The sequence below is a fragment of the Viridibacillus sp. FSL E2-0187 genome (genome assembly GCF_038006425.1).
In the GTDB taxonomy this organism is placed as follows: domain Bacteria; phylum Bacillota; class Bacilli; order Bacillales_A; family Planococcaceae; genus Viridibacillus; species Viridibacillus arvi.
This window is the reverse complement of sequence record NZ_JBBOVG010000001.1, coordinates 2,784,222-2,811,013: the sequence shown is the minus strand read 5'-3', so window position 1 is coordinate 2,811,013 and position 26,792 is coordinate 2,784,222. Positions and strand designations below refer to the sequence as shown.

General features: G+C 35.3%; 20 protein-coding genes and 1 other RNA gene. 16 read left to right on the top strand and 5 right to left on the bottom strand.

The window, feature by feature from the left end; genetic code table 11:
- Nucleotides 1–14 precede the first annotated feature (14 nt).
- From MHH85_RS13720 to MHH85_RS13670, 11 genes are all read left to right on the top strand, one after another.
- Nucleotides 15–395 carry a YppE family protein gene (locus MHH85_RS13720; protein ID WP_340707501.1) on the top strand — a complete coding sequence of 127 codons (381 nt, stop codon included), beginning with the start codon at nucleotides 15–17 and terminating at the stop codon, nucleotides 393–395.
- Nucleotides 373–2,652 (top strand): DEAD/DEAH box helicase, encoded by a 2,280-nt coding sequence (locus MHH85_RS13715; protein WP_340707500.1) that lies wholly within the window; start codon nucleotides 373–375, stop codon nucleotides 2,650–2,652. The genes MHH85_RS13720 and MHH85_RS13715 overlap by 23 nt, the downstream gene beginning before the upstream one ends.
- A gap of 1 nt (nucleotide 2,653) precedes the next feature.
- The gene (locus MHH85_RS13710; RefSeq protein WP_340707499.1) at nucleotides 2,654–3,898 is read left to right on the top strand and encodes a ribonuclease H-like domain-containing protein; all 1,245 of its coding nucleotides are present in this window, start codon (nucleotides 2,654–2,656) and stop codon (nucleotides 3,896–3,898) included.
- A gap of 112 nt (nucleotides 3,899–4,010) precedes the next feature.
- Entirely contained in the window at nucleotides 4,011–4,337 is a 327-nt protein-coding gene (gene gpsB / locus MHH85_RS13705) for a cell division regulator GpsB (RefSeq protein WP_370588305.1), read from the top strand.
- 65 nt (nucleotides 4,338–4,402) lie between these two features.
- An RNA gene (rnpB, locus tag MHH85_RS13700) (RNase P RNA component class B) lies at nucleotides 4,403–4,792 on the top strand.
- 66 nt (nucleotides 4,793–4,858) lie between these two features.
- Nucleotides 4,859–6,610, top strand: coding sequence for an EAL domain-containing protein (locus MHH85_RS13695; protein ID WP_403981132.1), 1,752 nt, complete (start codon nucleotides 4,859–4,861; stop codon nucleotides 6,608–6,610).
- 2 nt (nucleotides 6,611–6,612) lie between these two features.
- Nucleotides 6,613–7,749 (top strand): THUMP domain-containing class I SAM-dependent RNA methyltransferase, encoded by a 1,137-nt coding sequence (locus tag MHH85_RS13690; protein ID WP_193738954.1) that lies wholly within the window; start codon nucleotides 6,613–6,615, stop codon nucleotides 7,747–7,749.
- 212 nt (nucleotides 7,750–7,961) lie between these two features.
- Nucleotides 7,962–8,162, top strand: coding sequence for a hypothetical protein (locus tag MHH85_RS13685; protein ID WP_340707497.1), 201 nt, complete (start codon nucleotides 7,962–7,964; stop codon nucleotides 8,160–8,162).
- A gap of 680 nt (nucleotides 8,163–8,842) precedes the next feature.
- Nucleotides 8,843–10,741, top strand: a complete 1,899-nt coding sequence (locus MHH85_RS13680; protein WP_340707496.1) for an ATP-dependent DNA helicase — start codon at nucleotides 8,843–8,845, stop codon at nucleotides 10,739–10,741.
- Nucleotides 10,742–10,880: 139 nt separating this feature from the next.
- Entirely contained in the window at nucleotides 10,881–11,147 is a 267-nt protein-coding gene (locus tag MHH85_RS13675) for a hypothetical protein (protein WP_340707495.1), read from the top strand.
- Nucleotides 11,148–11,178: 31 nt separating this feature from the next.
- Nucleotides 11,179–12,678 carry a carboxypeptidase M32 gene (locus MHH85_RS13670; protein WP_340707494.1) on the top strand — a complete coding sequence of 500 codons (1,500 nt, stop codon included), beginning with the start codon at nucleotides 11,179–11,181 and terminating at the stop codon, nucleotides 12,676–12,678.
- A 61-nt stretch (nucleotides 12,679–12,739) separates the two neighbouring features.
- Here the strand turns inward: MHH85_RS13670 and MHH85_RS13665 are convergent, their stop codons facing one another.
- Nucleotides 12,740–13,330 carry a peroxidase-related enzyme gene (locus MHH85_RS13665; RefSeq protein ID WP_340707493.1) on the bottom strand — a complete coding sequence of 197 codons (591 nt, stop codon included), beginning with the start codon at nucleotides 13,328–13,330 and terminating at the stop codon, nucleotides 12,740–12,742.
- A 387-nt stretch (nucleotides 13,331–13,717) separates the two neighbouring features.
- Here MHH85_RS13665 and MHH85_RS13660 point away from each other — a divergent pair, with 387 nt between their 5' ends.
- The 3 genes from MHH85_RS13660 to MHH85_RS13650 all read left to right on the top strand — a co-directional run bounded on the left by MHH85_RS13660 (nucleotide 13,718) and on the right by MHH85_RS13650 (nucleotide 18,747).
- Nucleotides 13,718–16,516 (top strand): response regulator, encoded by a 2,799-nt coding sequence (locus MHH85_RS13660; RefSeq protein ID WP_340707492.1) that lies wholly within the window; start codon nucleotides 13,718–13,720, stop codon nucleotides 16,514–16,516.
- 26 nt (nucleotides 16,517–16,542) lie between these two features.
- Nucleotides 16,543–17,379, top strand: a complete 837-nt coding sequence (locus MHH85_RS13655; protein WP_340708174.1) for a CheR family methyltransferase — start codon at nucleotides 16,543–16,545, stop codon at nucleotides 17,377–17,379.
- A gap of 213 nt (nucleotides 17,380–17,592) precedes the next feature.
- Nucleotides 17,593–18,747, top strand: a complete 1,155-nt coding sequence (locus MHH85_RS13650; RefSeq protein ID WP_340707491.1) for a fused response regulator/phosphatase — start codon at nucleotides 17,593–17,595, stop codon at nucleotides 18,745–18,747.
- A 204-nt stretch (nucleotides 18,748–18,951) separates the two neighbouring features.
- Here the strand turns inward: MHH85_RS13650 and MHH85_RS13645 are convergent, their stop codons facing one another.
- The 4 genes from MHH85_RS13645 to MHH85_RS13630 form a co-directional block, all read right to left on the bottom strand.
- Nucleotides 18,952–20,586 carry a b(o/a)3-type cytochrome-c oxidase subunit 1 gene (locus tag MHH85_RS13645; RefSeq protein ID WP_340708173.1) on the bottom strand — a complete coding sequence of 545 codons (1,635 nt, stop codon included), beginning with the start codon at nucleotides 20,584–20,586 and terminating at the stop codon, nucleotides 18,952–18,954.
- An 83-nt stretch (nucleotides 20,587–20,669) separates the two neighbouring features.
- On the bottom strand, nucleotides 20,670–21,152 hold the full coding sequence (locus MHH85_RS13640; protein WP_193738963.1) for a cytochrome B5: 483 nt from the start codon (nucleotides 21,150–21,152) through the stop codon (nucleotides 20,670–20,672).
- 23 nt (nucleotides 21,153–21,175) lie between these two features.
- Nucleotides 21,176–21,298 (bottom strand): hypothetical protein, encoded by a 123-nt coding sequence (locus tag MHH85_RS13635; protein WP_255511510.1) that lies wholly within the window; start codon nucleotides 21,296–21,298, stop codon nucleotides 21,176–21,178.
- 228 nt (nucleotides 21,299–21,526) lie between these two features.
- The gene (locus tag MHH85_RS13630; protein ID WP_193738964.1) at nucleotides 21,527–21,985 is read right to left on the bottom strand and encodes a chemotaxis protein CheX; all 459 of its coding nucleotides are present in this window, start codon (nucleotides 21,983–21,985) and stop codon (nucleotides 21,527–21,529) included.
- A gap of 356 nt (nucleotides 21,986–22,341) precedes the next feature.
- Between MHH85_RS13630 and MHH85_RS13625 the strand changes: the two genes are divergently transcribed.
- Entirely contained in the window at nucleotides 22,342–25,962 is a 3,621-nt protein-coding gene (locus MHH85_RS13625; protein ID WP_340707490.1) for a dynamin family protein, read from the top strand.
- The gene (locus MHH85_RS13620) at nucleotides 25,962–26,783 is read left to right on the top strand and encodes a sulfurtransferase (RefSeq protein ID WP_193738966.1); all 822 of its coding nucleotides are present in this window, start codon (nucleotides 25,962–25,964) and stop codon (nucleotides 26,781–26,783) included. The genes MHH85_RS13625 and MHH85_RS13620 overlap by 1 nt, the downstream gene beginning before the upstream one ends.
- Nucleotides 26,784–26,792 lie beyond the last annotated feature (9 nt).

Here is a 26,792-nt window from a genome sequence, read left to right as displayed (position 1 = left end):
GGAGGTGTGTATAAATGCTATTATCTACCACAGAGAAATTATTAGAAGAATGTGATGCATGTTGGCAACGATTTTTACGTATGAGAGAAGAAGACACATCTCCGGATTTCTTTCTTGAAGTGAAGCCGCATGCTGATACTTGGCATGCTATATTAGTAACTTGGCAGTCAGAGTCTGAGAAATGGATACTATTAAATAGACCTAAATATATGCACAAAACACAAATTGATAATGCGCTAGATGCGATGGATCAATTTGTGGTGCAGTCTTTTTATAAAGCAACGAGTAAAAAACGATTTTATCAATCAATACAATCGGTGAAATATACATTAGAGACTTTTTTACGCTATTTGCGTGAGGATGGTGAACAATATGTTGAAGAAAAAAACGATTGATGAGCTGTTAGCAGAGTGGCAACAGTATCCGGAAATGATGGAAAGAATTGAGCACCAACATACAATTGATGCAATGCCAGCAAAGCTCGTTCCTTTTCCCGACAAATTACACCCTTCTTTAGTAAAAGCTTTACAAAAGCGTGGTATTAGTCAGCTTTACTCGCATCAGAGACAAGCATTCGATTATGCGACTACTGGGCAATCTTTTACGGCCGTCACACCAACTGCCTCTGGAAAATCCCTCTGCTATCATTTACCCGTTTTACAAGCTATTTTAGAAAATAAAGCCTCACGTGCCCTGTATCTATTCCCAACCAAAGCTCTAGCACAAGATCAAAAAAGTGATTTGAATGAGTTGATAGAGCAAAGTGGAGAGGAAGTTTTAAGCTACACATATGATGGAGATACTTCGCCAGGCATTCGTCAGAAGGTTCGTAAGGCTGGTCATATTGTTATGACTAATCCCGATATGTTACATTCAGGGATTTTACCTCATCATACGAAATGGGTTTCGCTATTTGAAAATTTACAGTATATTGTCCTGGATGAGTTGCATACATATAAAGGAGTATTTGGAAGTCATGTTGCTCATGTTATTCGACGTTTGCAACGTATTTGCCGTTTCTACGGAAGTAATCCCATCTTTATATGTACATCAGCGACAATCAAAAATCCTAAAGAGCTGGCAGAGACTTTAACGAATACAACGCACCAACTAATTTCTGATAATGGAGCACCTGTAGGGAAAAAAACATTCCTATTTTATAATCCACCAATTATTCATCCAACATTCGGTGTTCGAAGAAGTGCTATTTTAGAAGTAAGAGATTTAGCTAGAAAATTATATGAAGCACAAATTCAAACAATTATATTTGCTAAAAGTCGTGTGCGAGTGGAAATGCTTGTTACGTATATGAAGGAATTGACGAAAAAGAAAATCCAAGATGAATCGATTCGAGGTTATCGAGGAGGATATTTACCTTCAGAACGAAGGTTAATTGAAAAAGGTTTACGTGATGGCACCATTCAAACAGTTGTGAGTACGAATGCATTAGAACTCGGAGTTGATATTGGTCAATTACAAGCTTGTATTATGACCGGATACCCTGGGAATATTGCAAGTGCATGGCAACAAGCAGGGCGAGCTGGCAGAAGGCAAGATGCGGCTCTAATTATTTATGTGGCACAATCTACGGCATTGGATCAATATATTATAAATCATCCTAATTATTTATTAGGAAGTTCTCCAGAAGAAGCCCGTATATATCCAGACAATATGCTCATTTTAATGGATCATTTAAAATGTGCTTCTTTTGAGTTGCCTTTTAAAACGACAGATATGTACGGAGAGTTCGAGATTCAAGAGTTATTGGAATATCTACAGCAAGAAGGCGTTCTTATAAAAACGTCTGAGCAGTGGCATTGGATGAGTGATAGTTTCCCAGCACACGAAATTAGTTTGCGTTCAGCATCACAAGAAAATGTCGTCATCATTGATCAGTCTATTCCTGCAAACACTCGTGTGATTGGGGAAATGGATCGATATAGTGCGCTTACACTACTTCATGAAGAAGCTATATATTTACATCAAGGTGTGCAATTTCAGGTAGAAAAACTTGATTGGGAAGAAAAAAAAGCTTATGTACGTGAAGTGGATGTTGATTATTTTACAGATGCCAACCTAGCTGTTGAATTAAAAGTTATGAGTGAGGATAAGCAAAAGCATCTTGGCCAAGCAGAAGCAGCATTTGGTGATGTTATGATTTTGGCTACTGCAACTATATTTAAAAAAATTAGATTTGATTCACATGATAATATAGGCTCTGGCCCAATTCATCTACCACCTGAAGAACTTCATACAAGTTCTACTTGGTTATCATTTGATCAGCCTGTTAACTGGACAGAAGATGATTTAACAAGTGCTATGACAGGTGTGGCGTTTGCGATGAACAGTTTTATTCCATTATTCATTCAAAGTGACAGAAGTGATGTCCATGTCATTCCACAAGTGAAGGCTGTGCATTCAGAGAAACCAACATTCTTTGTTTATGATCGTTATCCGGGTGGTATTGGATTGAGCGAAAGAGTGTTTGATATTTGGGAACCTCTTATTCAGCATGTATTTGAACATGTTGATGCATGTCCATGTCAAAATGGTTGCCCATCTTGTATTGGGGCACAAGATATGAGTGATAAAGGTAAAAAACAAGTATTGAATTTTTTGAAATCATTTCTATTAGAAGAGTTGGATGATTAATATGTCATATGAAAATAAAATACTTCAAATGAAAAAACTATTAAAGAAAAATAATACACAACATGTAATTGCAAAAGAACCAATTCTAAAGCCGGACGTTCCTAATTATGCTGGAATATGGCAAGATGCTGGTTTAAAGATGATAGAAAATGATTTTGGTGTAGTCTTTTTATTAGAGAAGCATTATCCTCTTGATTATAAGCATGGAGCTATTTATCTAAGAGAGTTGTATGATGCTTTTGGAAAGTGGCAACAAACACAAAACGCACACCCGATATCTTTAACGGATGCTAATAACCTTATATTCTACGATACAGAAACAACAGGGTTAAAGGGCGTAGGTACGCATATCTTCTTGAATGGTTTACTTGAGGAGTCCGAGGATGGCTTTACATTAAAGCAATACGTACTAGCTGATCCGAGTAATGAGGTTGCATTTTTGTTTGAATCGAAATTTTGGCAAGGCAGGAAAACCATTATTACGTATAATGGTAAAAGTTTCGATTGGCCCCAGTTACAAACTCGCTGGACACTAAACAAAAAAGACCTACCACCATTAAAAGAGCATGATCATCTCGATTTATTTCATGGTTCAAAACGTATTTGGAAAAATGACATTGCACGTATGAAACTTACTCAAGTAGAAGAAGAAAAATTAGGATTCACTCGTCTTGACGATGTGCCGGGTTATTTAGCTCCGATTATTTATTTGGACGCGGTCAAAAGTGGACAGCCTGATGCCTTATTAAAAGTACTACAACATAATGAATGGGATTTATTATCTTTATTGACGTTGTATGTACAGGCGACCAATTTACTTTGTGAAGGTATTGCAGAAGAATCTGCTACAACGTATACAAACATTGGTAAATGGTATGCTGATTTAAGAGAAATAGATCGTAGTGAGGAACTTTTACAGCAAGTAACGAATCAATATACGCGTGAAGAAGCAGCCAATGCTTATTACCACTTAGGATTTCAACAAAAAAAACAACAGAATTATATAGAAGCACGAAAGTCATTTCAGCAAGCCTTACCGTATTTACAAGGAAGACAGCAAATTAATGCGCTCATTGAGCTAGCGAAAATTTTTGAACACCGTGATAAAAACTATGAGTTTGCACTAGAAATGACAAAGCAAGCATTGAAACTTGTAACCGAAAGCTCCCTGTGGACTAAGGAATCTAAAACTTTAAGACTTGCTGATATACAAAAACGGAAAAATCGGCTTGAAAGGAAGAAATAATTTCCTGGGAAATCACAGTTTTCGACAAAAACCGTTAGGAAATGACTGTAAGTAAGCATTGTCTTTAAGAAATATGCTATACTAAGAACACTTATGTTGCGATGGAAGGGCGATGTATATGGATACAAAATTAACAGCAAAAAAGATTTTAGATAAAGATTTTAAAACTGGTTTAAGAGGTTATAGTCAAGATGATGTAGACCAATTTTTAGATGAAATTATTCAAGATTATGAGAACTTTGAAAAAATTCTAGCTAAAAAACAAGAAGAGATTAACATGTTGAAACAAGAACTTGAGGCTGCTCAAAACGCTAAGCGCCACTCACCAGCACAAGTTCAACCACAGCAACCACAACATACTGCTAATACAAATTTTGATATTTTGAAAAGAATTTCAAACTTGGAAAAACATGTTTTCGGAGATAAGCTATACGACTGAATATAGGTCTTTAGTTATATTGGGTTATATATGTTTTTATATTATAATGAAAAACATCATCATGAATTTTCGGGTAATCGCTGCAATGCTTGACATTGTCGAGGAAAGTCCATGCTCGCACGGTTCTGAGATGACCGTAGTGTTCGTGCTTAGTGAATAAATAAGCTAAGGCAGTCTTTTGGCTGACGGCGGGAGGAAAACCTAAGTCCTTTATAGGATATGGTTGAAACTCTCTGAAAGTGCCACAGTGACGAAGCTGGTGCGGAAACGTAACAGGTGGAACGAGGTAAACCCCACGAGTGAGAAACCCAAATTATGGTAGGGGCACTCTCCTGAAGGAAATGAATGGATGGAGAGACGTGAATGCTTGCATCTCACGTAGATAGATGATTACTACCCGGTTGTACGAGATGTAAATCGTTTGAGTACTCGGGCACAAAACATGGCTTATTGAACTTTCAATGATGTTAAACATGAACAGTCAGGCTCTCCAGTTCCTGGAGGGCCTTTCTTTTGGGAATATGGTGAAGAATGTGGAAAAAATATCTATAAAAGAGATCATTAACCAAAACACTATTTCTAGCTATTCTGATGAATTAATACAAAAAGTATTTGAAACAATTTCTGAAGGAATCATGATAACTGATCCAAAAAAGAAAATAATAAATGTGAATCCAGCTTTTGAGTTTGTTACGGGCTACAAAAAAGAAGAAGTTGTTGGACATAGCCCTGCTATCTTACAATCAGGCATTCATGCCAGTGATTTTTATAAGAGCATGTGGAACGAGCTGTACTCAAAAGGTGAATGGCAAGGTGAAATATGGAATCGTCGCAAAACAGGTGATGTCTATCCAGAATGGTTATCAATCATGGAAGTTCGTAATAAGCAAGGAGAAGTTACGAACTATTGCGGTGTTTTCTCCGACCTCACAGAACAAAAGGACGTTGAAGATGAGCTTGAAAAACGTGCAATGACCGATTCATTAACAGGTGTTTCAAATAGATTTGCCTATACTGAGCGCATGAGAGTTTTACTAGAATCCTCCTCTACACGCTCATATCAACATGCTGTTTTATTTTTAGATTTAGATCGCTTTAAGCAAATTAATGATACACTTGGTCATGCAGTTGGTGACTATTTGTTAGTGGAAGTAGTAAAAAGAATTCAATCACTATTGAAAAATAAAGATATTTTAGCTAGATATGGCGGTGATGAATTTGTTATTACATTAACAAATATCCATCATCCTAGAGAAGCTGTACATTTGGCTGAAATGATTATCCAATTACTGGAGCAACCTTTTGCGGTTGAAGACCAGAATTTATATGTGTCCACTAGTATAGGAATTAGTATTTATCCGCATGATGGAGATGATACGGAAGTATTATTAACTAAAGCTGATAAGGCAATGTATTTTGCAAAGCAAAATGGAAGAGGTCAATTTTCTTTTTATTTTGACGAACTACAAACAGATAGCAAACGCGTGTTGCTCCTAGATAATGAATTACGTAAAGCTATAGAAAATGACAGCTTCGAATTACATTATCAACCGAAAGTTTCCGTTACAACAGGTGCAATCGTAGGAGTAGAAGCTTTAGTACGCTGGCAAAATGAAAAACTAGGCTTCGTCTCACCAGGAGAATTTATTCCCTATGCGGAGGAAACAGGTTTAATTATTCCGATTAGTGAATGTATTATTAATCGTGCATGCCAGGACTATTTAAAATTAAAATCACAAAACATAAAAAATATGCCTATAGCATTGAATATATCGAGTATTCACTTTCACCAAAGTAATTTCATTGAATCTATTACACAAATATTGGAAAGAAATAATTGCCCCGCGCATTATTTTGAAATTGAGCTAACAGAGCGCACGGTTATGAACAGTGAAAAAGAAACGATTCGAAAATTAGTACTCTTAAAGCAATTAGGTTTTAAACTTTCAATAGATGATTTTGGGACAGGCTATTCTTCTCTTAGCTATTTAGTGCAGTTTCCATTAAATTATTTAAAAATTGATCGTAGTTTTATACAACATATATGTTCGTTAGACGATAAACAAGCAGTAGTAGATGCCATTATTCAAATGGCGCATCGTTTACATATGAAGGTAATTGCTGAGGGAGTAGAGCAAAGAGAACAGGTTCAGCTATTACGTAAAATGGGCTGTGATATGATCCAAGGATACTATTACTCAAAGCCATTACCTTTAGATGAATTTACCGAGTTCCTAGAATTTTGGGAATTAGAACAGTTAGAAGGGAAATAACAATGACAACATTTCGATTAGTAGCAACCGCAGCAATGGGGTTAGAAGGAATTGTCGCACAAGAGCTTCAGGACCTAGGATTTGAAACAACAACAGAAAACGGGAAAGTTTACTTTGAAGGTGACGAAAAAGCAATCGCAAAAACCAATCTTTGGTTACGCGTAGCGGACCGAGTAAAAATAATTGCAGGTGAGTTTCCAGCTCGCACATTTGATGAATTGTTTGAGGGAGTAAAAGCGATTAATTGGGAGAAATTCTTACCAGTAGATGCAGAATTCCCTGTAACAGGTAAATCCGTTAAATCAAAATTATTCAGTGTACCTGATTGCCAAGCAATTACAAAAAAGGCGATCGTGGAACGTATGAAATACCACTATAAACGTTTAGGTTTCTTAGAAGAAACTGGACCAAAATTTAAAATTGAGATTTCAATTTTAAAAGATGTGGCTACACTTACGATTGATACTAGTGGAGCAGGCCTACACAAACGTGGGTATAGACTAGATCAAGGGGAAGCACCGTTAAAAGAAACGTTAGCAGCAGCGCTTGTCCAAATCTCTAAATGGAATCCAAATCGTCCATTCGTAGATCCTTTCTGTGGTTCAGGTACAATTGCACTTGAAGCGGCAATGATTGGCCAAAATATGGCGCCTGGTTACAACCGTGAGTTCATTTCTGAAGCATGGCCTTGGATGAAACAACAAATTTGGGATGATATACGTTTGGAAGCAGAAGATGTTGCCAACTACGATCAGCCGCTAGAGATCATTGGCTCAGACATTGATCATCGTATGGTTCAAATTGCAAAAAGTAATGCTGTTGAAGCAGGTTTTGCGGACTTGATTACTTGGAAACAAATGCAAGTAAAGGACTTTACTACATTATCAACTGATGGTGTAATGATTGGTAACCCTCCTTACGGTGAACGTATTGGTGATATAGAAATGGTTGAACAAATGATTCGTGAGATGGGCGATAATATGGCGAAGTACCCATCTTGGTCAGTCTACATGCTATCTTCAATGGAAAACTTTGAAACACTTTACGGCAGAAAAGCGACAAAAAAACGAAAATTATTCAACGGATTCATCAGAACGGATTTTTATCAATTCTGGGGTCAACGTACACCAAGAAACTAAATATTAAATGGAATGGGGTATCTCATTCCATTTTTTTTGGTTTGATTTTGAAAAAACGTAAATTCGCATTGGGGCATGTCAGTAATTAACGCATTTCGGTTTTAACAATAAATAAAAATCCATAAAAATCTAATTTAATTAAATTTTATTCTTGTTGTAATGATTTTAATGGTTTATTATGGAATATAATATTTGAAAAAGGGGGAGGATTCATGAAGCTTTTATCTGGGACTATAGCGCTCTGTGTATCGTTTATGTTATATGTTTATATGGGTGGCACTAATTATGAATCGGAATATTTCATGTTTCCTTTTATTTTGTTAGTGTTTGCAATAACTTTGTTCTTTGCAGAGTTTAATCAATATGCAAAATCAAAAAACTCGCAAGTAGATAACAAAAAAGAGGTAATATAAGACTGTTTTTGTAGATCGAGATTAATTAGACACCTCTAACCAGGTGTTTTTTATAGCCTGAATTTACATCTTATTAAATATTATTTAAGAACGTAATTCGAAAATTCGATTGTTTGAATTACTCACTTTTTTCCCTCGGAATAATTTTACACTTATACTACTAATATAAGATAATACTAAACCTCATAGGAAAGAAAGAATGAAAAACGTTTTCTTCGCAATATTGATGCTACATTATTTCCACATATGATTTACTAATCCCCAATTTTTAGATTACTTTCTACACTAAAGAGTTATATGATAAGTATTTAATTTTAGATTGTAGAATAATTGCTATCAATCACCAATATAATTTTTTGTTAAGTCAATAAAGAACATCATCTCATGCTTTATATTATAAAAAATAAAAGGCTGTTTCGTTAACTTATTTCATATACATTTAACAGAGTTTCTTCTATTATATAAGGTGCACCAATTTCCGGGTGTTTAATTTCCTTTTTTCTGGGTAACACTACGATAGCCGTGATATGACCACAAATTGAACACATAAACTGAAAAAAAATTAAATCATATACATGCATTTAACAAGGTAGTTAAGAATAATGCTATAATAACAAAGGTTTCAATTACCGTTTAGTTGTATATAATTTTATTTTCGTTGAAGTACGAGGGGGAACAAGATGAGACAAGCAATACCATTTGCTCTATCAAAAGAAAAATCATTCTTCGACTCGTTGGGTGATTGGATGGGCGATATGCTTTATGATGAATTACCTGAAAAGGGTCTAGAATGTCGTGATGAGCAAATCTTTATGGCTTATCAAATTGAAAAAGTTTTACGCGAAAAATCAGTGCTATTTGCTGAAGCAGGTGTAGGTACAGGGAAAACCATCGCATACTTATTACCAGCTATTTCTTATGCGCGTTATACTGGACGTCCAGCATTGATTGCATGTGCAGACGAAACTTTAATCGACCAGCTCGTTAAAGATGGTGGCGATATTCATAAATTACAGCAATATCTTGATTTAAATATTGATGTGCGTTTAGCAAAATCACGTGATCAATACTTATGTTTAAAACGCTTTGAAGAGGCTGAAAAGTTTCATGACGGCGAATATATAGATGATATCGTAGAAACGATACCAGATGGTGTCTTTGGCCAGGGAACATTATCTTTATATGGTCAACGTAGTGACTATCCAAATGTTAGCGATGCTGATTGGCAAAAGGTCAACTACAATTCGATTCAACAGTGCTCGGTTTGCGATCTTCGCAATCGTTGTGGGCAAACGCTGCACCGTGCAGATTACCGTAAAGCAACGGATTTAATTATCTGTTCACAAGATTTCTTGATGGAGCATATTGCTACAAAAGAATCACGTGAACGCGAAGGGCAATTAGCACTCCTACCTGAAGTATCCATGATTGTACTTGATGAAGGTCACTTACTTGAGTACGCAGCACAAAAAGCGATGACTTACAAAGTGCAAGATTATACAATCGTAAAGCTTCTAGATATGTTAATGGTTGATGGATTACGAGAAAAAACTCTTTATACTATGGAAAAATTACAAGATGGTCATGAACTATTCTTTGACCAGCTTCGTGATGATGTCATTGAATCGGATGAAGATCGTAAACGTATCAATAAATCTCCATTGCTGTTGAAGCTTGGTCAAAAAGTAATTGACACAGTAGAATCTTTACTAGAAGAGTTTGTTTTCGAATCAGAAATGTATGTCATTCCTGATTATGAGCTACGTATGGTAGAGGAGTTCTTAGAGCAATATGAAGCTGCAATGCGCATATTTATAGCTCAAGGTGATGCTGTAGACTGGTTAGAGGAAACAGATGGTGAAGAGACACTGGTCATCATGCCACGACTAATTACAGAAGTACTTGAAGAAAAACTGTTCTCGAAAAAAATACCTTATGTATTCTCATCAGCAACACTATCAATCAATAAAGACTTCTCATATATCGCAAACAGTTTAGGAATAAAAAAATTCCAATCATTCTCTGTCTCTTCTCCATTTGAATATGAAGAGGTTATGAAGATTCAATTGCACAAAGTAGCTCAAGAAGAGAAACTTTCGTCTGTTGAAAAGTTATTACAAGATGATGAAAAAACATTAATTCTATTTAAATCAAAACAAGCGATGCAGAAGTTTAAAGGACAATTAGCCGATGAACTACGTGCAGATGTTGCATTTGAAGGGGATCGTGAACTATCATCTCTAATCCGTGATTTCCAAGCAAACGAAGTAAAAGTACTATGCTCATATCATTTATGGGAAGGCTTAGACTTACCTGAGGAATCATTAACGCGTGTGATAATTTTCGATTTACCATTCCCACCAAATGATCCATTATTTGATGCAAAGCGTTCATTTGCTACTGATGCATTCGAAGAAGTTGATTTACCATTCATGCTGTTAAGACTACAGCAGGGGATGGGGCGATTAATCCGTACTTCAAAAGACCACGGAGACATTCATATTTTATTGAATGAAGAAGAATATAAACATAAAGAGAAAATACAACCTATTTTCGCAGTCGAAGCAACAGAAGTTTAATAAGGAAAAGCCAGCTTACAATTTAGTGAGCTGGCTTTTTTGAATGTGATAGGAATTATTAACGTTTTTTACGATTATATGACGTGAATATTCAGCTAAATAACAAAGAGCTGAGATAGCGCAACAAAGAGCTAAGATAGTGCAACAAAGAGCTGAGATAGTGCAACAAAGAGCTGAGATAGCGCAACAAAGAGCTAAGATAGTGCAACAAAGAGCTGAGATAGCGCAACAAAGAGCTGAGATAGTGCAACAAAGAGCTGACATAGCGCAACAAAGAGCTGAGATAGCGCAACAAAGAGCTGAGATAGTGCAACAAAGAGCTGACATAGCGCAACAAACAGCCGACATAGCGCAACAAACAAATACTAAACAATACCTTTCAACTGATTTACTTCGGTATTCGTGATAAAATAGAAGGAACATAAGGGGGTAATAAAATGTCAGTAGAACAACGCTTTCTAAATTACATAAAAAAAATTGATAATTATGAAGAAGCTCTTTCAGTAATTTATTGGGATATGCGTACTGGAGCACCAAAAAAAGGGCTAGAGCAACGAGCAGAAGTAGTAGGAACGATTTCGTCAGAACTATTCCGTTTGCAAACATCAGATGAATTAGCTGAAATACTTCAAGAGCTTTCAACAAATAAAGAAGAATTATCAGAAATAGTTCGTCGTTCATATGAAGAAACACAAAAAGCTTTCGATTTAAATAAGAAAATCCCAGCAGACGAATACAAAGAATATGTTGTACTCCAATCAAAAGCAGAAGCTGTTTGGGAAAAAGCAAAAGATAAATCAGACTTCAGTCTCTTCTTACCATATTTAAAAGGCATTATTGAAGCACAACAAAAGTTTGTTACGTATTGGGGTATCAAGGACGATAATCCATACAACACATTATTGGACCAATATGAACCTGATATGACAACTGATATATTGGACCGCGTATTCGGAGAATTGAAGGAAACCATCGTCCCGTTAGTTCAAAAAATTGTTGAATCAAACAATCAACCAGATACGAGCTTCATATTTGATTTCTTTCCAAAAGAAGGGCAAAAGGCAGCTTGTTTAGAAATTTTACAACAACTAGATTACGACTTTGAAGCAGGTCGTTTAGATGAAACAGTGCATCCGTTTATGATCGGATTAAACCGTGGTGATATTCGTGTAACTACAAAATATGACGAACACGATTTCCGATCTGCACTTCTTGGTACAGTGCATGAATGCGGACACGCTTTATATGAACAAAATATTATGCCGGAATTAGATGGTTTACCACTAAGTACAGGAACTTCAATGGGTATTCATGAATCTCAGTCATTGTTTTTCGAGAATTTTGTAGGACGCAATAAAAACTTTTGGTCTCACAATTTTGAGATGTTGAAAAAACACTCTCCGAAACAATTTGAAAATGTTTCATTAGAAATGTTTTTACGTGCGATTAACGCAGCACAACCTTCATTAATTCGAATTGAAGCTGATGAATTAACATATCCACTTCATATTATGATTCGTTATGAAATTGAAAAAGAATTATTCAATGGAAACTTACAAGCAGAGGACTTACCAAAAGTATGGAATGCAAAATACGAAGAGTATTTAGGTATTACACCAGAAAATGATGCAGAAGGAATCTTACAAGATATGCATTGGTCTGGAGGTAGTTTCGGATATTTCCCATCTTATGCACTTGGTTTTATGTATGCAGCTCAATTTAAACATGCGATGGATCAAGATATTCCAAACTTTGATGAACTACTGGCAGAAGGTAATCTCACACCAATTCGCGAATGGTTAACAGAAAAAGTACATCAATATGGTGCACTTAAAAAACCTTTTGAACTATTAAATGGAGCTACGGGTGAAGGTTTAAATGCCAAATATTTAGCTGATTATTTAAAAGAAAAGTATACACGAATTTATAATTTGTAAAGTAATTCAATCTTGAAAAAGCCAAAGAGCGCTTATAATAAGCTACTCTTTGGCTTTTTGATTATCTATTATGATTATAATGCCCTGGATTTGGTACAGCACCAATTGTACTTACCCAACGATTTGTAAAATTAAAGAATCCAGCAATAAATGAAGCTTCCAAAATTTCGTGGTCGTTAAAGCCAGCTAAACGTAACAGGTCTACTTGTTGTTGTGTAGTCTCTTGAGGGTACGTAGTAACAAAATATGCATAATCGCATAGTGCGCGTTGTTTCTTTGTTAATGATGCAGAGCGATAGTTATAAGTGAGCTGGTCAACCCAAGCAGCATCTCCTGTTAAACCACGTAATGCATCACTGTGTGTTGTTAAACAATAAGCGCAGCAATTAGTAGCGGATACAACTAGTCCCATCATTTCCTTATCTATATTATTCAAATAGCATGTGTTTTCATCAAACATAGTGTTTTTGAAATCCAAAAAACCTTTATATTGTATTGGGTTTAATGGAAGTATTTTAAATAAATTATTGATAAATCCCCAATTCTCTTGTTGAAAATCTACATGTTGGTCAAACTCTGCCTGTAATTCAACAGGAATATTCTTTTCATCAGGCGTTTGTAAATATGATAATTGTTCGGTATATTTTGACATAAAAATAACACCCCTTTAATTTGTTGGAAAAATCAAATTATTCTACATTTATAACTTTACAACTTTTGGAGTTGAAATAACAGTCCCCAAACAATTGAAGATTCATCAGAAATTTTATAGTTTAAGATTTCTACTTTCTGACAAGGGTAAAATATATAATCTAACCCTGTTAGTAGATATTTGGTATTATATGCATTAACATTCGATTAAATTAGAAAATATTAGAAGAAAAATTTTGAAACTATTGTAATAGACTTTTAATCTCTCCTTTCTCTTAAAAAATGATAAAATAATGATAGAGATATTTTGAGGACAATGCTAGAATTCGACAGCTATTTTTTCAATAGCTTCCGGCTTCCTTAATTTGATTAAAAGGGGGAAGAGAATATGAGTTTTAAGAAAAGGCAAATTTTAGGTTTTGGTTTAATCTTGCTTTTTTTAATCGTTTTATTATCAATAATGGTATTTACTTTAAATAAATTAAAAGCAAATATGACTGAAATTGTAGAGGATCGCTATTATAAAGTGCAAACTGTGATGGATATCCGTCAGTTATTTTCACGGTCGGATAGAGAGATTTTATATGTAGCAATCGATGCAGATAATAAGGATATTGACAATAGTTTGCAAACTATTAATGACAATCATATTTCTATTTCAGAAGGCATTATTAAATTGTCTACTATTGCAAATCAGACACAGTCACAACAACTATTAAAAAAATTAGATAAGCAATATACATCATATACCGATACAGAGTCTAAAATCATTCAATTGATAAAGGCAAACGGTTCGAGTGCAGAATTAAATGAATTGATGGATGAACAAAGAACTAAGAGATTAGAAGTGTTATCTACACTTGATGAATTTAAAGAATATCAAGAGGGTATTATGATTGATACGTTGAAAAGTTCTCAACAAACGTACAATGATATGATTAAATTTACTATATTTGCTGTGTTCTTTAGTATTCTGGTTATTTCTACCATACTTAGTTGGATGATTAGAAGCACGTCTAAGGAGCTTCAATCTATTACAAAAGTGATTCAAAAGATAAATTTTAAAAATTTATCTGCTATTCCTAGAATCACGATTCATACAAAAGATGAAATTGGAGAAATTGCTAGTTCATTCAATGAAATGGCCGGATCATTAGAAGAGTATAATCAGAAAGAAAAAGATTTCACTCAAAAAATTAGTGAACAGAACTGGATGCAAACAGGTCTTGCAGAAATTGCAACGATGTATCAACGTATAGTGGATATAGAAGAGTTAGGTAAACGACTAATTACAAGACTAGCACCTATGGTCGGCGCATCCTTCGGTGTATTTTATATCCGCCGTGGTCAAGGAGAAGATACACGTTTTGTTAAAACTGCTTCCTACGCTGGTGAAGGCAATGAGGCTGGTAGAAGAGAGTTTCAAATTGGTGAAGGTTTAATTGGACAATGTGCCATAGAAAAAAAATCACAGATTATCACTGATATACCAGATAATTATCAATTGATTACAACTGGATTAGGTAATGTAAATCCTAAAAGTATTATTATAATGCCAGTTATTTTTGAAGATGAAGTCGTAGGTATATTGGAAATGGCAAGTCTAGAATCGTTCACTAACCTACAGCAAATCTTCTTACAACGTGTTTTAGAGACACTAGGTATTACGATCAATAGTGTGCAGGGTCGAATGGAAATAGAGCGATTATTAAAAGAATCACAAGCTCAAACAGAGGAGCTTCAAGCTCAGTCAGAAGAACTACAATCGCAGTCTGAAGAGTTACAAGCACAATCAGAAGAATTGCAATCTCAAGCAGAAGAATTGCGAATGATTAATGAACAGTTATCTGAGAGAACTCATGATGCTGAAGAAAAATCTCGGGAACTTGAAGAAGCAAAAATCAACCTAGAGGAACATGCTGAAGAACTAAGAAAAAGTTCAAAATACAAATCAGAATTCATGGCTAATATGTCACATGAGTTAAGAACGCCATTAAATAGTATTTTAATTTTATCTGAGATGTTGGAAACTCCAGAAGATAACAGCTTGGATGAGGAAAAACAAGAGTTTGCTCGAATCATTCACTCATCAGGACAAGACTTATTGAAGTTAATCAATGATATATTGGATTTATCAAAAGTTGAAGTAGGGAAATTAAAAGTCCAATTTGATGAAATGAATATGAGTGAAGTTCCAGAGTTGTTACATCAGAACTTTGATCATGTAGCCTTAAAAAAGGGTTTGAATTTTACTGTTGTAAAGGATGAAAATGTACCAAATATATTCTTTACTGACCAACAGCGTTTTCAACAGATTCTGAAAAACTTATTATCCAATGCCTTTAAATTTACACATGAAGGTGCTATTTCAGTTCATATTAAAAATGCTGAAAAAGAAAATATTAAGAAGTTGGCACATACCGAAATTACGGACGAATGGATTGAAATTAGTGTTAAAGATACTGGAATAGGTATTACTAATGAAAAACAAAAAATAATTTTTGAAGCATTTCAACAAGGTGATGGAGCAACAGAGAGAAAATATGGTGGGACTGGCTTAGGCTTGTCTATCAGTCAGGAATTCGCTAAATTACTTGGAGGATGGGTTTTTGTCGATAGTGAAGAAGGCAAAGGAAGTGTCTTTACTTTATTATTACCAAATTTACCTAGTGGCATTGACTTACCTTTAGATGAAGAAGTCGATTCTTCAGTGTTAACTGTAGCAACAAATGAAAATGTGATTACAGAAAAAATAGAACCAGATCAAATAAATCAGGAAATACAGCAACTAACACAAGCGAACAAAAATATGTTATCAAATAAGACGGTACTTATTGTGGATGATGACCACCGAAATATTTTTGCTCTAAGAAATGCTTTAGAGTCTCAAGGGATGGAGATTATTTCAGCTGAAAATGGATTTGAATGTTTAGAAATTCTTAAAGAAAAAAATTCTGTAGATGCTGTTTTAATGGACATAATGATGCCTGTTATGGATGGTTATGAAACTATGCGCAATATTCGTAGTCAAGAAATGTATCAAGAGCTTCCAATTATCGCTCTTACAGCAAAAGCGATGAAAGGCGATAGAGAAAAATGCTTAAAAGCCGGCGCATCAGATTACATTAGTAAGCCATTGAAAATAGATCAGTTATTATCTGTTCTTCGTGTATGGCTGGCAAAGTAATTAATAGAGCAGGCTAGAAAGGGATTATTGTGAAAGACTTATTAACTACCGAAGAAAAAGAGAATATTGAAATTGATTTATTACTTCAAGCTGTTTATAGTGTTTCGGGTTTTGACTTTCAAAAGTATATGCGTTCTTCGATTAAAAGAAGAATTATCAATCGAATGAGACAAGAGAAAATGGAGAAAATTAGCTCTTTAATAGAAAAGGTTTTATATGAAAAAGGGTTTGTCGAAAAGTTAATAGATGACTTTTCTATACATGTTACTGAAATGTTTCGTGACCCAGAATTTTTCAAAGCTTTCCGATTAAAAGTTGTGCCATTTCTTAAAGAATTTCCTACTATACGTATATGGCATGCAGGTTGTTCAACTGGTGAAGAAGTATTTTCTATGGCCATATTGCTAAAAGAGGAAGGGCTTTATGATCGTACGAAAATATATGCCACAGACATAAATGAAAAAGTGATATTACAAGCTAAAGAGGGTATTTTACCATTAAATCAGATGCAATCATATACCAAGAATTATTTGACTGCAGGTGGTAAACAAGAGTTTTCAAAGTATTATTCCACTGATTATCAAAATGCCTACTTAGATGCAGCTTTATTGAAAAATATTGTATTCTTTCAACACAATTTGGTTACAGACGGCTCATTTAATGAATTTCATGTTATTATTTGCCGTAATGTCATGATATATTTTACAGGTGAACTACAAAATAGTGTGAATCAGTTGTTTTACGATAGTCTTTGCCACGATGGTTTTATCGGTATAGGCAGTAAAGAAACATTACGTTCATCTGTTTTCTCCGAAAAATATAAGGAGATAGCAAGTCAAGAGAATATTTATCGAAAAATATAACAACTCAGGGTCGCAGAAGCGGCCCTTGTTTGTTGAGTAAATGTTTAGCGGAGCCGAATAAAAGGTAAAAGATATTATAATTAAAACAATTGATTATAAGTAAATAATAATAGAAACTCCCCCAAACAAAAGCAAGTTTTAGATTGATATATATCAATAATTGTTAAGTACTTATGGGCGGAGTAGGATTCATAAGCTAAAGGGGCTAAAAGAATGACGATTTTAATCGTGGATGATAACCAAGTAAACCTTTTCTTAGTTGAAAATATACTAAAACGCGCAGGGTATAACGATTACCGTTCACTTTCATCAGCCCAAGAAATGTTTGACTATTTAGGGGTTGATCAAGAATATCCAAAAGAAACAGAAGTAGACATTATACTTCTTGATATTATGATGCCGGAAATGGATGGCATTGAAGCTTGCCGACGCTTGCAGAATATTCCCCATTTGAAGGATATCCCAGTTATTTTTGTGACTGCATTGGAAGACTCTAATAAGGTAGCGGAGGCACTCGGTGTAGGTGGAATAGATTACATAATGAAGCCCATCAATAAAATTGATCTACTCGCTAGAATTCGTGTAGGTCTGCGTTTAAAGTATGAAAAAGATTGGCATAAAGAACAAGATAAAAAGCTAAGAGATGAACTGGATTTATCGATGCAAGTACAAAGTAGTTTATTAAGTGAGCCAATTATCAATGAACAACTAATGATAAAGGCATCATATCTACCTGCAAACAAGCTTGCAGGTGATATGTATTATTGGCAACGGATTGATGAAAATCGATACGGTGTAATTATTTTAGATATGATGGGACACGGTATCTCAGCGTCTCTTGTATGTATGTATATATCTTCAGTACTGCGAGATGCCATTCGGAAGAATACTGATCCAGAAGCAATTATAGTTGAGTTAAACAGGTGGATGAACGTACTTAATAAAAAAGACAATCCTGTGCAGTATTATTTTACAGCCATTTATATGATTATTGACACGAAGGAAAAAACAGTAGAGTACGTTAACGCAGGGCACCCACCCGGCTTTGCCTATGTTGATGATGAAAAAGTGGTATCGCTTTCGAAAGGATCTTGTCCAGTTGGTTTTTTTAATGAAATGAAAATAAGTAAAGATATTGTTCATTACAATGAGAGAATTCAGCTGTTGATTTTTACGGATGGTGTGATGGAATCTCTTGATAATGAAGAGACTGATGGGTTGGATGCAATAAAAGAAGCCATTTCGGAGCGTTGGGTAGATTGTGAAGTAATTGAACCAATTGATATTGTAATGCCTAAAGCATTACAACTTGATCAACCGGATGATATGTGTGTTGTTTTAATTCAGGCAGGTAGTCCGTTATGTTAATTTGGTCTTGGTAATATATAAGGGAATATGGTTTTTATATCTTTGTTAGGGTAAATTAGATTTGCATATAACTGATTTTATGGATGCTCTATTTATCCGAACTATTTATATAAAAAACATATAAACCCCCGTAAAGTGGACTTAATAGTGTCCATTTTACGGGGGTATTTTTTATCTTAATATCGGGTATTGTGATTTATATATTTACCAGAGTTTATATCCCTTAGATCCCAACGGAGCATTTGAGATAATATCAAAGATCGGGAAGCTGTACGCGATTAATACTAGTGCAACAAGAATCACTATCCAAAGTTTAAAGTTTTCCAAAATTGCTGGGGTTTTTTCTGCGTTTGGAGCAACTTCTGCTATCGGGAATTCTTCTTGACCTTTAGGTGCGAACCAGCAAAGTTTCACAAAAATATAAAGGAATAGTAGAATACCGATGAATAGAAGCGTGCCACCCACAGCTTGTGCAATTTGATAAGATATCCATGTACTAGCAATATCAGCACCGCCATAATCAGAGAATGCAGAACGTCGTGGTGCGCCAAGTAAACCAGCTACGTGCATTGCACTTGACATGATACCCATACCAACTACCCAAACGATTGCTTGAATAATACCTAACTTATTCATTTCTTTAGTTAATGTACGGCCAGTTAAGTGAGGTACTAACCAATAACAAGCGCCAAAGAAAGTTAATACAACGGCTGTAGCAACTGTTAAATGGAAGTGACCTGTTACCCAAATTGTATTGTGGATTAACTGGTTCATCTGGTAAGAAGCATTGACAATACCGCCTGCTCCTCCTGGGATGAATACTAACATACCTAGGAAAGGTACAAAGAATCGCGCATCTCCCCAAGGTAATTGTTTCAACCAACCGAATAGGCCTTTACCGCCTAATGCTCTACCACGTATTTCAAATGTAGCGAATAGAGAAAAAGCAGTTAATAGTGAAGGAATAACAACCATCATAGTTAAAATCACTTGTAAGAATTTCCATGATCCGTCAACACCAGGTTCAGTTAATTGGTGATGAAGACCTACAGGAACTGAGAACAATACGAACATAATAAATGACAAACGAGATAATGCATCAGAGAAAATTTTGCCACCAATTACTTTAGGAACAACTACATACCAAATCATATAGGCAGGTAATAACCAGAAGTAAACAAGCGCGTGACCAAATGACCAGAAAAGAGTACGAGATAATAGAATATCAACACGTTCTACTAAACCTAATGACCATGGAAGTAGCTGGAATAGTACTTCAGAAGCTACACCAATTGTTGCCACGAACCACATTAAGTTGTTACAAACGACCATAAATGAAAGTAAAGGTGTAGTTTGCCCTTTATTTTCTTTTCGCCATTGCATCCATCGTAGTGCTTGGCCAAGACCTCCAATCCAAGAACCTACAACTACTAATGTTAAGCCTAAATAGAAAATCCAGTGCGCTTGCAACGGTGCATAGAACGTATATAGAACTGATGCTTCATTTAATAGCACCATAGCTGATGCCATTGCAGTACCAGCAGTCATAGTCCAGAAGCCGATCCAGCAAAGTAGACGCTGTTTCGCTGATAATGCACCTGAAGTACGACTAACAGCAGCAATTTGGAATCCATAAATGAAGAATGTTGTTAATATTAAGCCCAATAAAACACCGTGGACAGTTAGAACTTGGTAATAACCAATGCCCCATGGTAATTTAAATTCGCCAGATCGAACAAGTACTTGTAAAAGACCTGCAGTTCCACCTAATAAAAGAGCGATCATAGCTACATAAATATGAGCCATGGCTATTTTTGAATCTTTACGATCTACTTGCATTAAATCATTAACTTTATTGGAAACCTTCCCAACAAGATTTTGTTTATTTACATCTGCTTTTGATTTATTAGCTAATGCTTGACTCATTCTGGTTCCACCACCTTAAGCATAGAATGCATTTGAGCATGACCTACACCACAATACTCATTACAAACGATTAAATACTCGCCAACTTTATCAACGGTTGTTACATATTCTGAAATGTATCCAGGTTCTAACATCATATTAATATTTGTACCAGCAACCTCGAAACCATGTACAACATCTTTTGAAGTTGCGATGAATTTAACTTTAGCGCCAACAGGTACTTCTAAAATAGGAGGATCATAGTAAAATGCTGAAGCAACTACAACGGCTTCATAATCCCAATCTTTTCCTTCCACTTTATGGACACCTGGGTTATTGAATGGAGCGATTTCATCTACTTTTTCGTAGTTAATCGTATTTTTTGCACTTGGTGGGTGGCTACCGTTATGAAAGGCCATGATACCAGTAATTAATAAGAACACTATAAGTGAGCCAACACCGAATGCAAGCCAATACTTTTCGTATTTATGAAGATGCATAATTTTCCCTTCCTTCTTTCAGTTTAAAAGCGATCAAGAAATAGTCCAAAACAAAGACCCCAAACTACAACTATAAAGACCCCTAATGCCATAACTAAGTAAAAAGTTCCTTTTAAGTTGCCGTCGGAATGATTTTTGTTAGCCATATTGAACCCTCCCTTATCAATTGAATTAATCCTAAATTCCCTGTGTTCATCATATAAAAATAAGCTTTTGTGGGATGTGATAAATATCACACTAAAGCATGTGAAATGTGAATGAAGTGTGAAATGACATGAAATATTGTAGAAATTATGAAGGGGAAATGGGTATGCTAATATATTGGGGCAAAAAAAAAGCGTCTAGCTCAATTCATTGAACAAGACACTCAAATACTATTCATTTGTATCTATAGTTAATAAGATGATTAGTTTACCAATGTTATCAATTGTTACAGGCAGTTTAAAAGCGTGTTGGAAACCGTATAATTTTGTATGTCCGACCATAACAGTTGGAGGTGTAATATCTAAATCCAATTCTTTTTCTGCTGCAAACGTACAGAGGTTACCAGCAATCATATTACCGAATTCACCTGTAAAGGATTCTAGCATGGCGCCTTCTAAGGTCATCCCATACATACCTGCGCCGATTGCACTAAATGTTTCAGGTGTTGAATCAATTATGATCCGCCCTTTCAAATCACCAACCATGCCAATAAGCACACCAATTTCATTTTGTTCGTAAGGGTCTGATGTGATAGTTGGAGATGCTACTTGAATTTGATAAGGAATAACTGATTTTAGTGCGTTTATAGTACCGTTCAAGACGGCTTGTATTTGAATAGAAGTACTCATTTAAACACTCCCGATACGTGACTTTATTTCTATAATAACATGCGAGTTTAAAAAATTGAATTAATACTTGACGAAGAGGATGATTTTCATTATCATTAAGATAGATGAGAATGATTTTCATATTCATTACATATACTTAACGATCAAATAAAAGGGAGCGGTCAAAGTGATATTTGCATTTATTGGAGCTACAGTATTAATCTACGGTGCAGTTAGTAAATATGTTTTCACTCAAACAACCGCACATTTAAAATAACGACAAAATCCTCCCGTAATTGGGAGGATTTTTTTGTTTGTCGTTTTCCTTCTACATGTTAGAATGAGTTTATTACATATTAAAGGAGTTAAAGCCTTTCATGACAGTATTTGATCAGCAACTTCAACAATTATTAAAGCAAACAGCAATGCAATATTTGATTTACAAAAATAACGCAGATGAGGAGCGTTTGCAAAAAACGACGCTTTTTGCAAATAAACTATTAAATAAAGAATATATGATTGGCTTTGCTGGCCATTTCTCTGCAGGGAAATCGAGCATGATTAACGCATTAACAGGAGATCAGCTATTACCCTCTAGTCCAATACCTACGAGTGCAAACGTTGTTAAAGTACATAAATCTGAAAGCGATTACGCAATTGCCTTTTTAACAGGACAAGATCCAGTGAAATTCACTGGAGATTATGATATTAAAACAGTCAAGGCCTTCGCTAAAAATGGAGCACTCGTATCGCAAATTGAAATCGGCCATTCAAAATCAGTCCTACCTGATGGCGTAACAGTAATGGATACTCCAGGAGTAGACTCGACGGATGATGCTCATCGCATGTCAACCGAATCAGCACTACATTTAGCAGATATCGTGTTTTACGTTATGGACTATAACCATGTTCAATCAGAATTAAATTTTCAATTTACAAAACAATTAATGAAATTTAACCCAAATGTTTATCTAATCGTCAATCAAATTGATAAACACAAAGATAATGAACTTGATTTTACAGAATTTGAGCAGTCTGTTCATACTTCTTTTGCAAATTGGGGAGTTGTTCCAAAAGGTATTTTCTTTACTTCTCTACGTGAACTCGAGCATCCACATAATGATTTCCAAACAGTCAAGGAAATTGTTATGAGTAGTATGGATGGTTGGCAAGAGCAGTTAGTTGAGACGGCTAAAAAGACTTTACAACAATTGAATAAAGAACATGAAGAATATTTACAAGATACAAAACAAGAAATCTTCGATATAAATGAAGAAATTCTGCCATTTTCAGATTGGGAAAATCGCCAAGAGTTAAAAGATCAATACGCCAATATCCAGCGTCAATTAGAACTTTACTCTGTTGAAAAATGGAAAAAATCCTTTGAACAACAACGTGAAGAGTTACTCAATAATGCTGGTATTATGCCTTATGAGCTACGTGATAAGCTAAAACTCTACTTAGAAAGTATGCAAGAAGACTTTAAGGTAGGGATGTTCTTTTCAGCAAAGAAAACTGCTGCTGAAAAAGAATTACGTAAAGAAGAGCTTTACAAACTCTATCAGTCGATTATTACATCACAAATTTCAGGTCATATGCTGTCATTGATGAAAAATTCATTGAAGGACGTTGGCGCATTAACTGATGATGTATCTCTTGAAATTGATACAATTGAATTCAACGTACCTTTTGAAACAATTCAAGATCAAGTGAAAAAAGATGCCTTAGCAACTGGTGACGGGTTGTTGAATTTTGCTAACCGTGTATCAGAAGCAACAAAGCGTTGGTTTATTAGAACAACTGATGAATGGAAAGATGACAAGGCAACTTTTGTAGAGCAATTATCTTTTGGCTCTGTTGAACCGTTGAAGAAAAAACAAGAAGTACTATCTGAAAAAGTAACAGTCATTAAAGAAATCGAGCATGTTGAAGAACAGGAGCAGTTTTATGCAAAAAAATCAGCAGCTGCTACAACAGTATTAAATAAGGATGCAGATAATTGTGTTGAAATGTGGACAAAAGAGCATTCAGAAGCTTTTGCGCAAATACGATTATTCGACCCTGCGATGTTACAACAAGAGGAAGATATTCTAATAGAAGAAAAACATACTGAAGATGCTGACGATGTGGAGACTATACAAACAGCTATTGCAGTTAAGCAAGCAATACATACAGCTAATGCTGTGGCGAATGTCCAAGGATTTAAAGAGGTATCAAATTATCTCAAAAATAAAGTAGAACGCCTTAATAAAAAGGATTTTACAATTGCGTTATTTGGAGCATTTAGTGCTGGTAAATCATCATTTTCTAATGCACTTATGGGTCAACAAGTTTTACCTGTTTCTCCAAATCCAACGACAGCAGCAATTAACAAAATTCGACCTGTCTCACCAGAACATCCTCATGAAACGGCTGATGTTCGATTAAAAACAACTGACCAATTACAAGCTGACATTATTTCGTCTTATGAGGCGATTGGTATGCATGTGACATCTTTAGAAGAAGCATTCAATAAAGCTACTGAAGGATTACAAATGGAATTAGACGATGAGAGATTACATGTCCATAAGTCTTTCATCCGTGCTTTCGCACAAGGATATGAAGAATTTAAAGAGCAGTTAGGAACAACTTTACGCACAAATCGAGAGGATTTTGAAAAATTTGTAGCAGAAGAAAAACGTAGCTGTTTTGTTGATTCCATTGATTTCTATTTTGATTGTGAATTAACAAGAATGGGTGTCACATTAGTAGATACCCCGGGGGCAGACTCTATTAACGCCCGCCATACTGGTGTTGCATTTGATTACATTAGAAATGCTGATGCTATTCTATTTATTACGTATTATAATCATGCATTTGCGCGAGCAGACCGTGAATTCTTGATTCAATTAGGTCGTGTAAAAGATGCTTTTGAGCTGGATAAGATGTTCTTCATCGTAAATGCTATTGATCTTGCGTCAAATAAGGAAGAAGAGGGAGAAGTTAAAACTTATGTACAGCAAGAGTTGCAACGCTTCGGTATTAGAAAACCTCGATTATTTGGTGTGTCTAGTTTACTTGCATTAAAAGAAAAAGTAGAAAAAAATAATTTCGAATCAGGAATGAAACCGTTTGAAGATGCATTCCATCATTTCTTATCTGAAGAGTTGAGCTCTTTAGCAGTTCAAGCTTTAGTAGAAGAAACGGACAAAACACAAAACCGTCTCGCTTCACTTATTAAGCAAACTGAAGACAATATGCAACGTAAAGACGAACGCCTTGTGGAACTGACGAAACTTGAGCAATTTATTCATACTCGTTTCGAAAAATCAGGTGCAGCCGTTATTAAAAAAGATGTTGAGCAAGAATTATCAGAGCTGATGTACTATGTATTACAGCGAGTTTATTATCGCTTTGCAGATTTTTATAATGAAGCGTATAATCCAGCAACATTCGCAGGGAAATCATCAGCAACGGCATTACAATTAGCATTAAAAGAATTATTACAAAGCTTAAGCTTTGATTTAGAACAGGAAATGCGTGTTACAAACTTCCGTATTGCGAAGTTTATCCATAAAAAGGTGACTGAGCGTTATATCGAAGATGTAAGAAAATTAAAAGATGTAAATGATAGCTTCTCATTTACGCCATTTGAAACAGAAGAGCCAGCAATACTTGAATTTGTAGGCCCATTTGAACAAACTGCACCGTATGAATCTGTTAAATCTCATTTTAAAAATAATAAAGCATTCTTTGAAAAAGGCGATCGATTGAAATTAAGAGAAGCATTAGAACAATTAACAAAACCCGACGCTCAACAATATTTGAACACGGAAGCAAAACGTTTAAATAATTGGTCAGAATCACTTATAACTACTGAAGCGGAAAGTTTACGTCATCATTTAAGTGCTCAAGCAACAGAGCAAATTGCAACAGAACGTGAGCTTTTACAAGAAGAAAGCAAGCTTGCTGAATGGAAAAAAATCTACGCATCACTATTTGAGGGAGTTGTGAAGTAATGGGAAACGTGTTTATTTCAATTAAGGATATAGACATGAACAATGTCATTTGGATCGATGCACGATTTAATTTGCAAAATGCAGAAGAAGGGCGAAAACTATATGGTCAAGAACACGTTAAAGGCGCAGTATACTGGGATTTAGAAAAAGACCTTTCAGACATGACAAAAGACGAGGGTCGTCATCCAATGCCTGACAAAGAACAGTTACGGTCTCTGTTTGAAAGAAGCGGTTTACAATACGATACGGACAAAACAATCGCTGTCTACGATCAAGGGGCTTCACCTTTTGCAACACGTGCATGGTGGATGCTTCAATATGGTGGTTTTAAAAATGCTAAAATAGTAAAAGAAGGCTACGTTGTCATAAAAGAAGCAGGTATTGCTGTTCAATCAGGAGAAGAAGTAATAACAACAACTACTCTTAAACCAAGATGGCAAGATGACCTTTATGTAAATCGTACAGGTGTTAAAGAGATAGTTGATGGGAAAGTAAAAAAAGTGCTACTAGATGCGCGCGCTGAAGCGAGATATTTAGGGCAAATAGAGCCGATGGATAAAGTAGCGGGTCATATTCCAGGTGCACGTAATTTTGATTGGGAGCAATTAAAAGCAGATGGGGTATTAACAACAAATCAGAAACTGCATGATGTTGTAAAGCAAGATGAACAAATAGTAGTTTATTGTGGTAGTGGTGTAACGGCATCACCATTATTCGCAATTCTAAAAGAAGACGGGTATTCAAACGTACAACTGTACACAGGTAGTTATAGTGATTGGATTACAGAATATGCACCTGAAAAAGGAATTTCAAAAAAATAATTGATTCAA

Excerpts from the sequence above, each read along its gene's own strand:
- MHH85_RS13660 (WP_340707492.1), top strand. The coding sequence starts at position 13,718 with ATGAGTTTTAAGAAAAGGCAAATTTTAGGTTTTGGTTTAATCTTGCTT.
- MHH85_RS13635 (WP_255511510.1), bottom strand. The coding sequence starts at position 21,298 with ATGGCTAACAAAAATCATTCCGACGGCAACTTAAAAGGAACTTTTTAC.
- MHH85_RS13720 (WP_340707501.1), top strand. The coding sequence starts at position 15 with ATGCTATTATCTACCACAGAGAAATTATTAGAAGAATGTGATGCATGT.
- MHH85_RS13680 (WP_340707496.1), top strand. The coding sequence starts at position 8,843 with ATGAGACAAGCAATACCATTTGCTCTATCAAAAGAAAAATCATTCTTC.
- MHH85_RS13695 (WP_403981132.1), top strand. The coding sequence starts at position 4,859 with ATGGTGAAGAATGTGGAAAAAATATCTATAAAAGAGATCATTAACCAA.
- MHH85_RS13645 (WP_340708173.1), bottom strand. The coding sequence starts at position 20,586 with ATGCAAGTAGATCGTAAAGATTCAAAAATAGCCATGGCTCATATTTAT.
- MHH85_RS13650 (WP_340707491.1), top strand. The coding sequence starts at position 17,593 with ATGACGATTTTAATCGTGGATGATAACCAAGTAAACCTTTTCTTAGTT.
- MHH85_RS13625 (WP_340707490.1), top strand. The coding sequence starts at position 22,342 with ATGACAGTATTTGATCAGCAACTTCAACAATTATTAAAGCAAACAGCA.
- MHH85_RS13685 (WP_340707497.1), top strand. The coding sequence starts at position 7,962 with ATGAAGCTTTTATCTGGGACTATAGCGCTCTGTGTATCGTTTATGTTA.
- MHH85_RS13640 (WP_193738963.1), bottom strand. The coding sequence starts at position 21,152 with ATGCATCTTCATAAATACGAAAAGTATTGGCTTGCATTCGGTGTTGGC.
- MHH85_RS13710 (WP_340707499.1), top strand. The coding sequence starts at position 2,654 with ATGTCATATGAAAATAAAATACTTCAAATGAAAAAACTATTAAAGAAA.
- MHH85_RS13670 (WP_340707494.1), top strand. The coding sequence starts at position 11,179 with ATGTCAGTAGAACAACGCTTTCTAAATTACATAAAAAAAATTGATAAT.
- MHH85_RS13665 (WP_340707493.1), bottom strand. The coding sequence starts at position 13,330 with ATGTCAAAATATACCGAACAATTATCATATTTACAAACGCCTGATGAA.
- MHH85_RS13630 (WP_193738964.1), bottom strand. The coding sequence starts at position 21,985 with ATGAGTACTTCTATTCAAATACAAGCCGTCTTGAACGGTACTATAAAC.
- MHH85_RS13620 (WP_193738966.1), top strand. The coding sequence starts at position 25,962 with ATGGGAAACGTGTTTATTTCAATTAAGGATATAGACATGAACAATGTC.
- MHH85_RS13690 (WP_193738954.1), top strand. The coding sequence starts at position 6,613 with ATGACAACATTTCGATTAGTAGCAACCGCAGCAATGGGGTTAGAAGGA.
- MHH85_RS13715 (WP_340707500.1), top strand. The coding sequence starts at position 373 with ATGTTGAAGAAAAAAACGATTGATGAGCTGTTAGCAGAGTGGCAACAG.
- gpsB (WP_370588305.1), top strand. The coding sequence starts at position 4,011 with ATGTATATGGATACAAAATTAACAGCAAAAAAGATTTTAGATAAAGAT.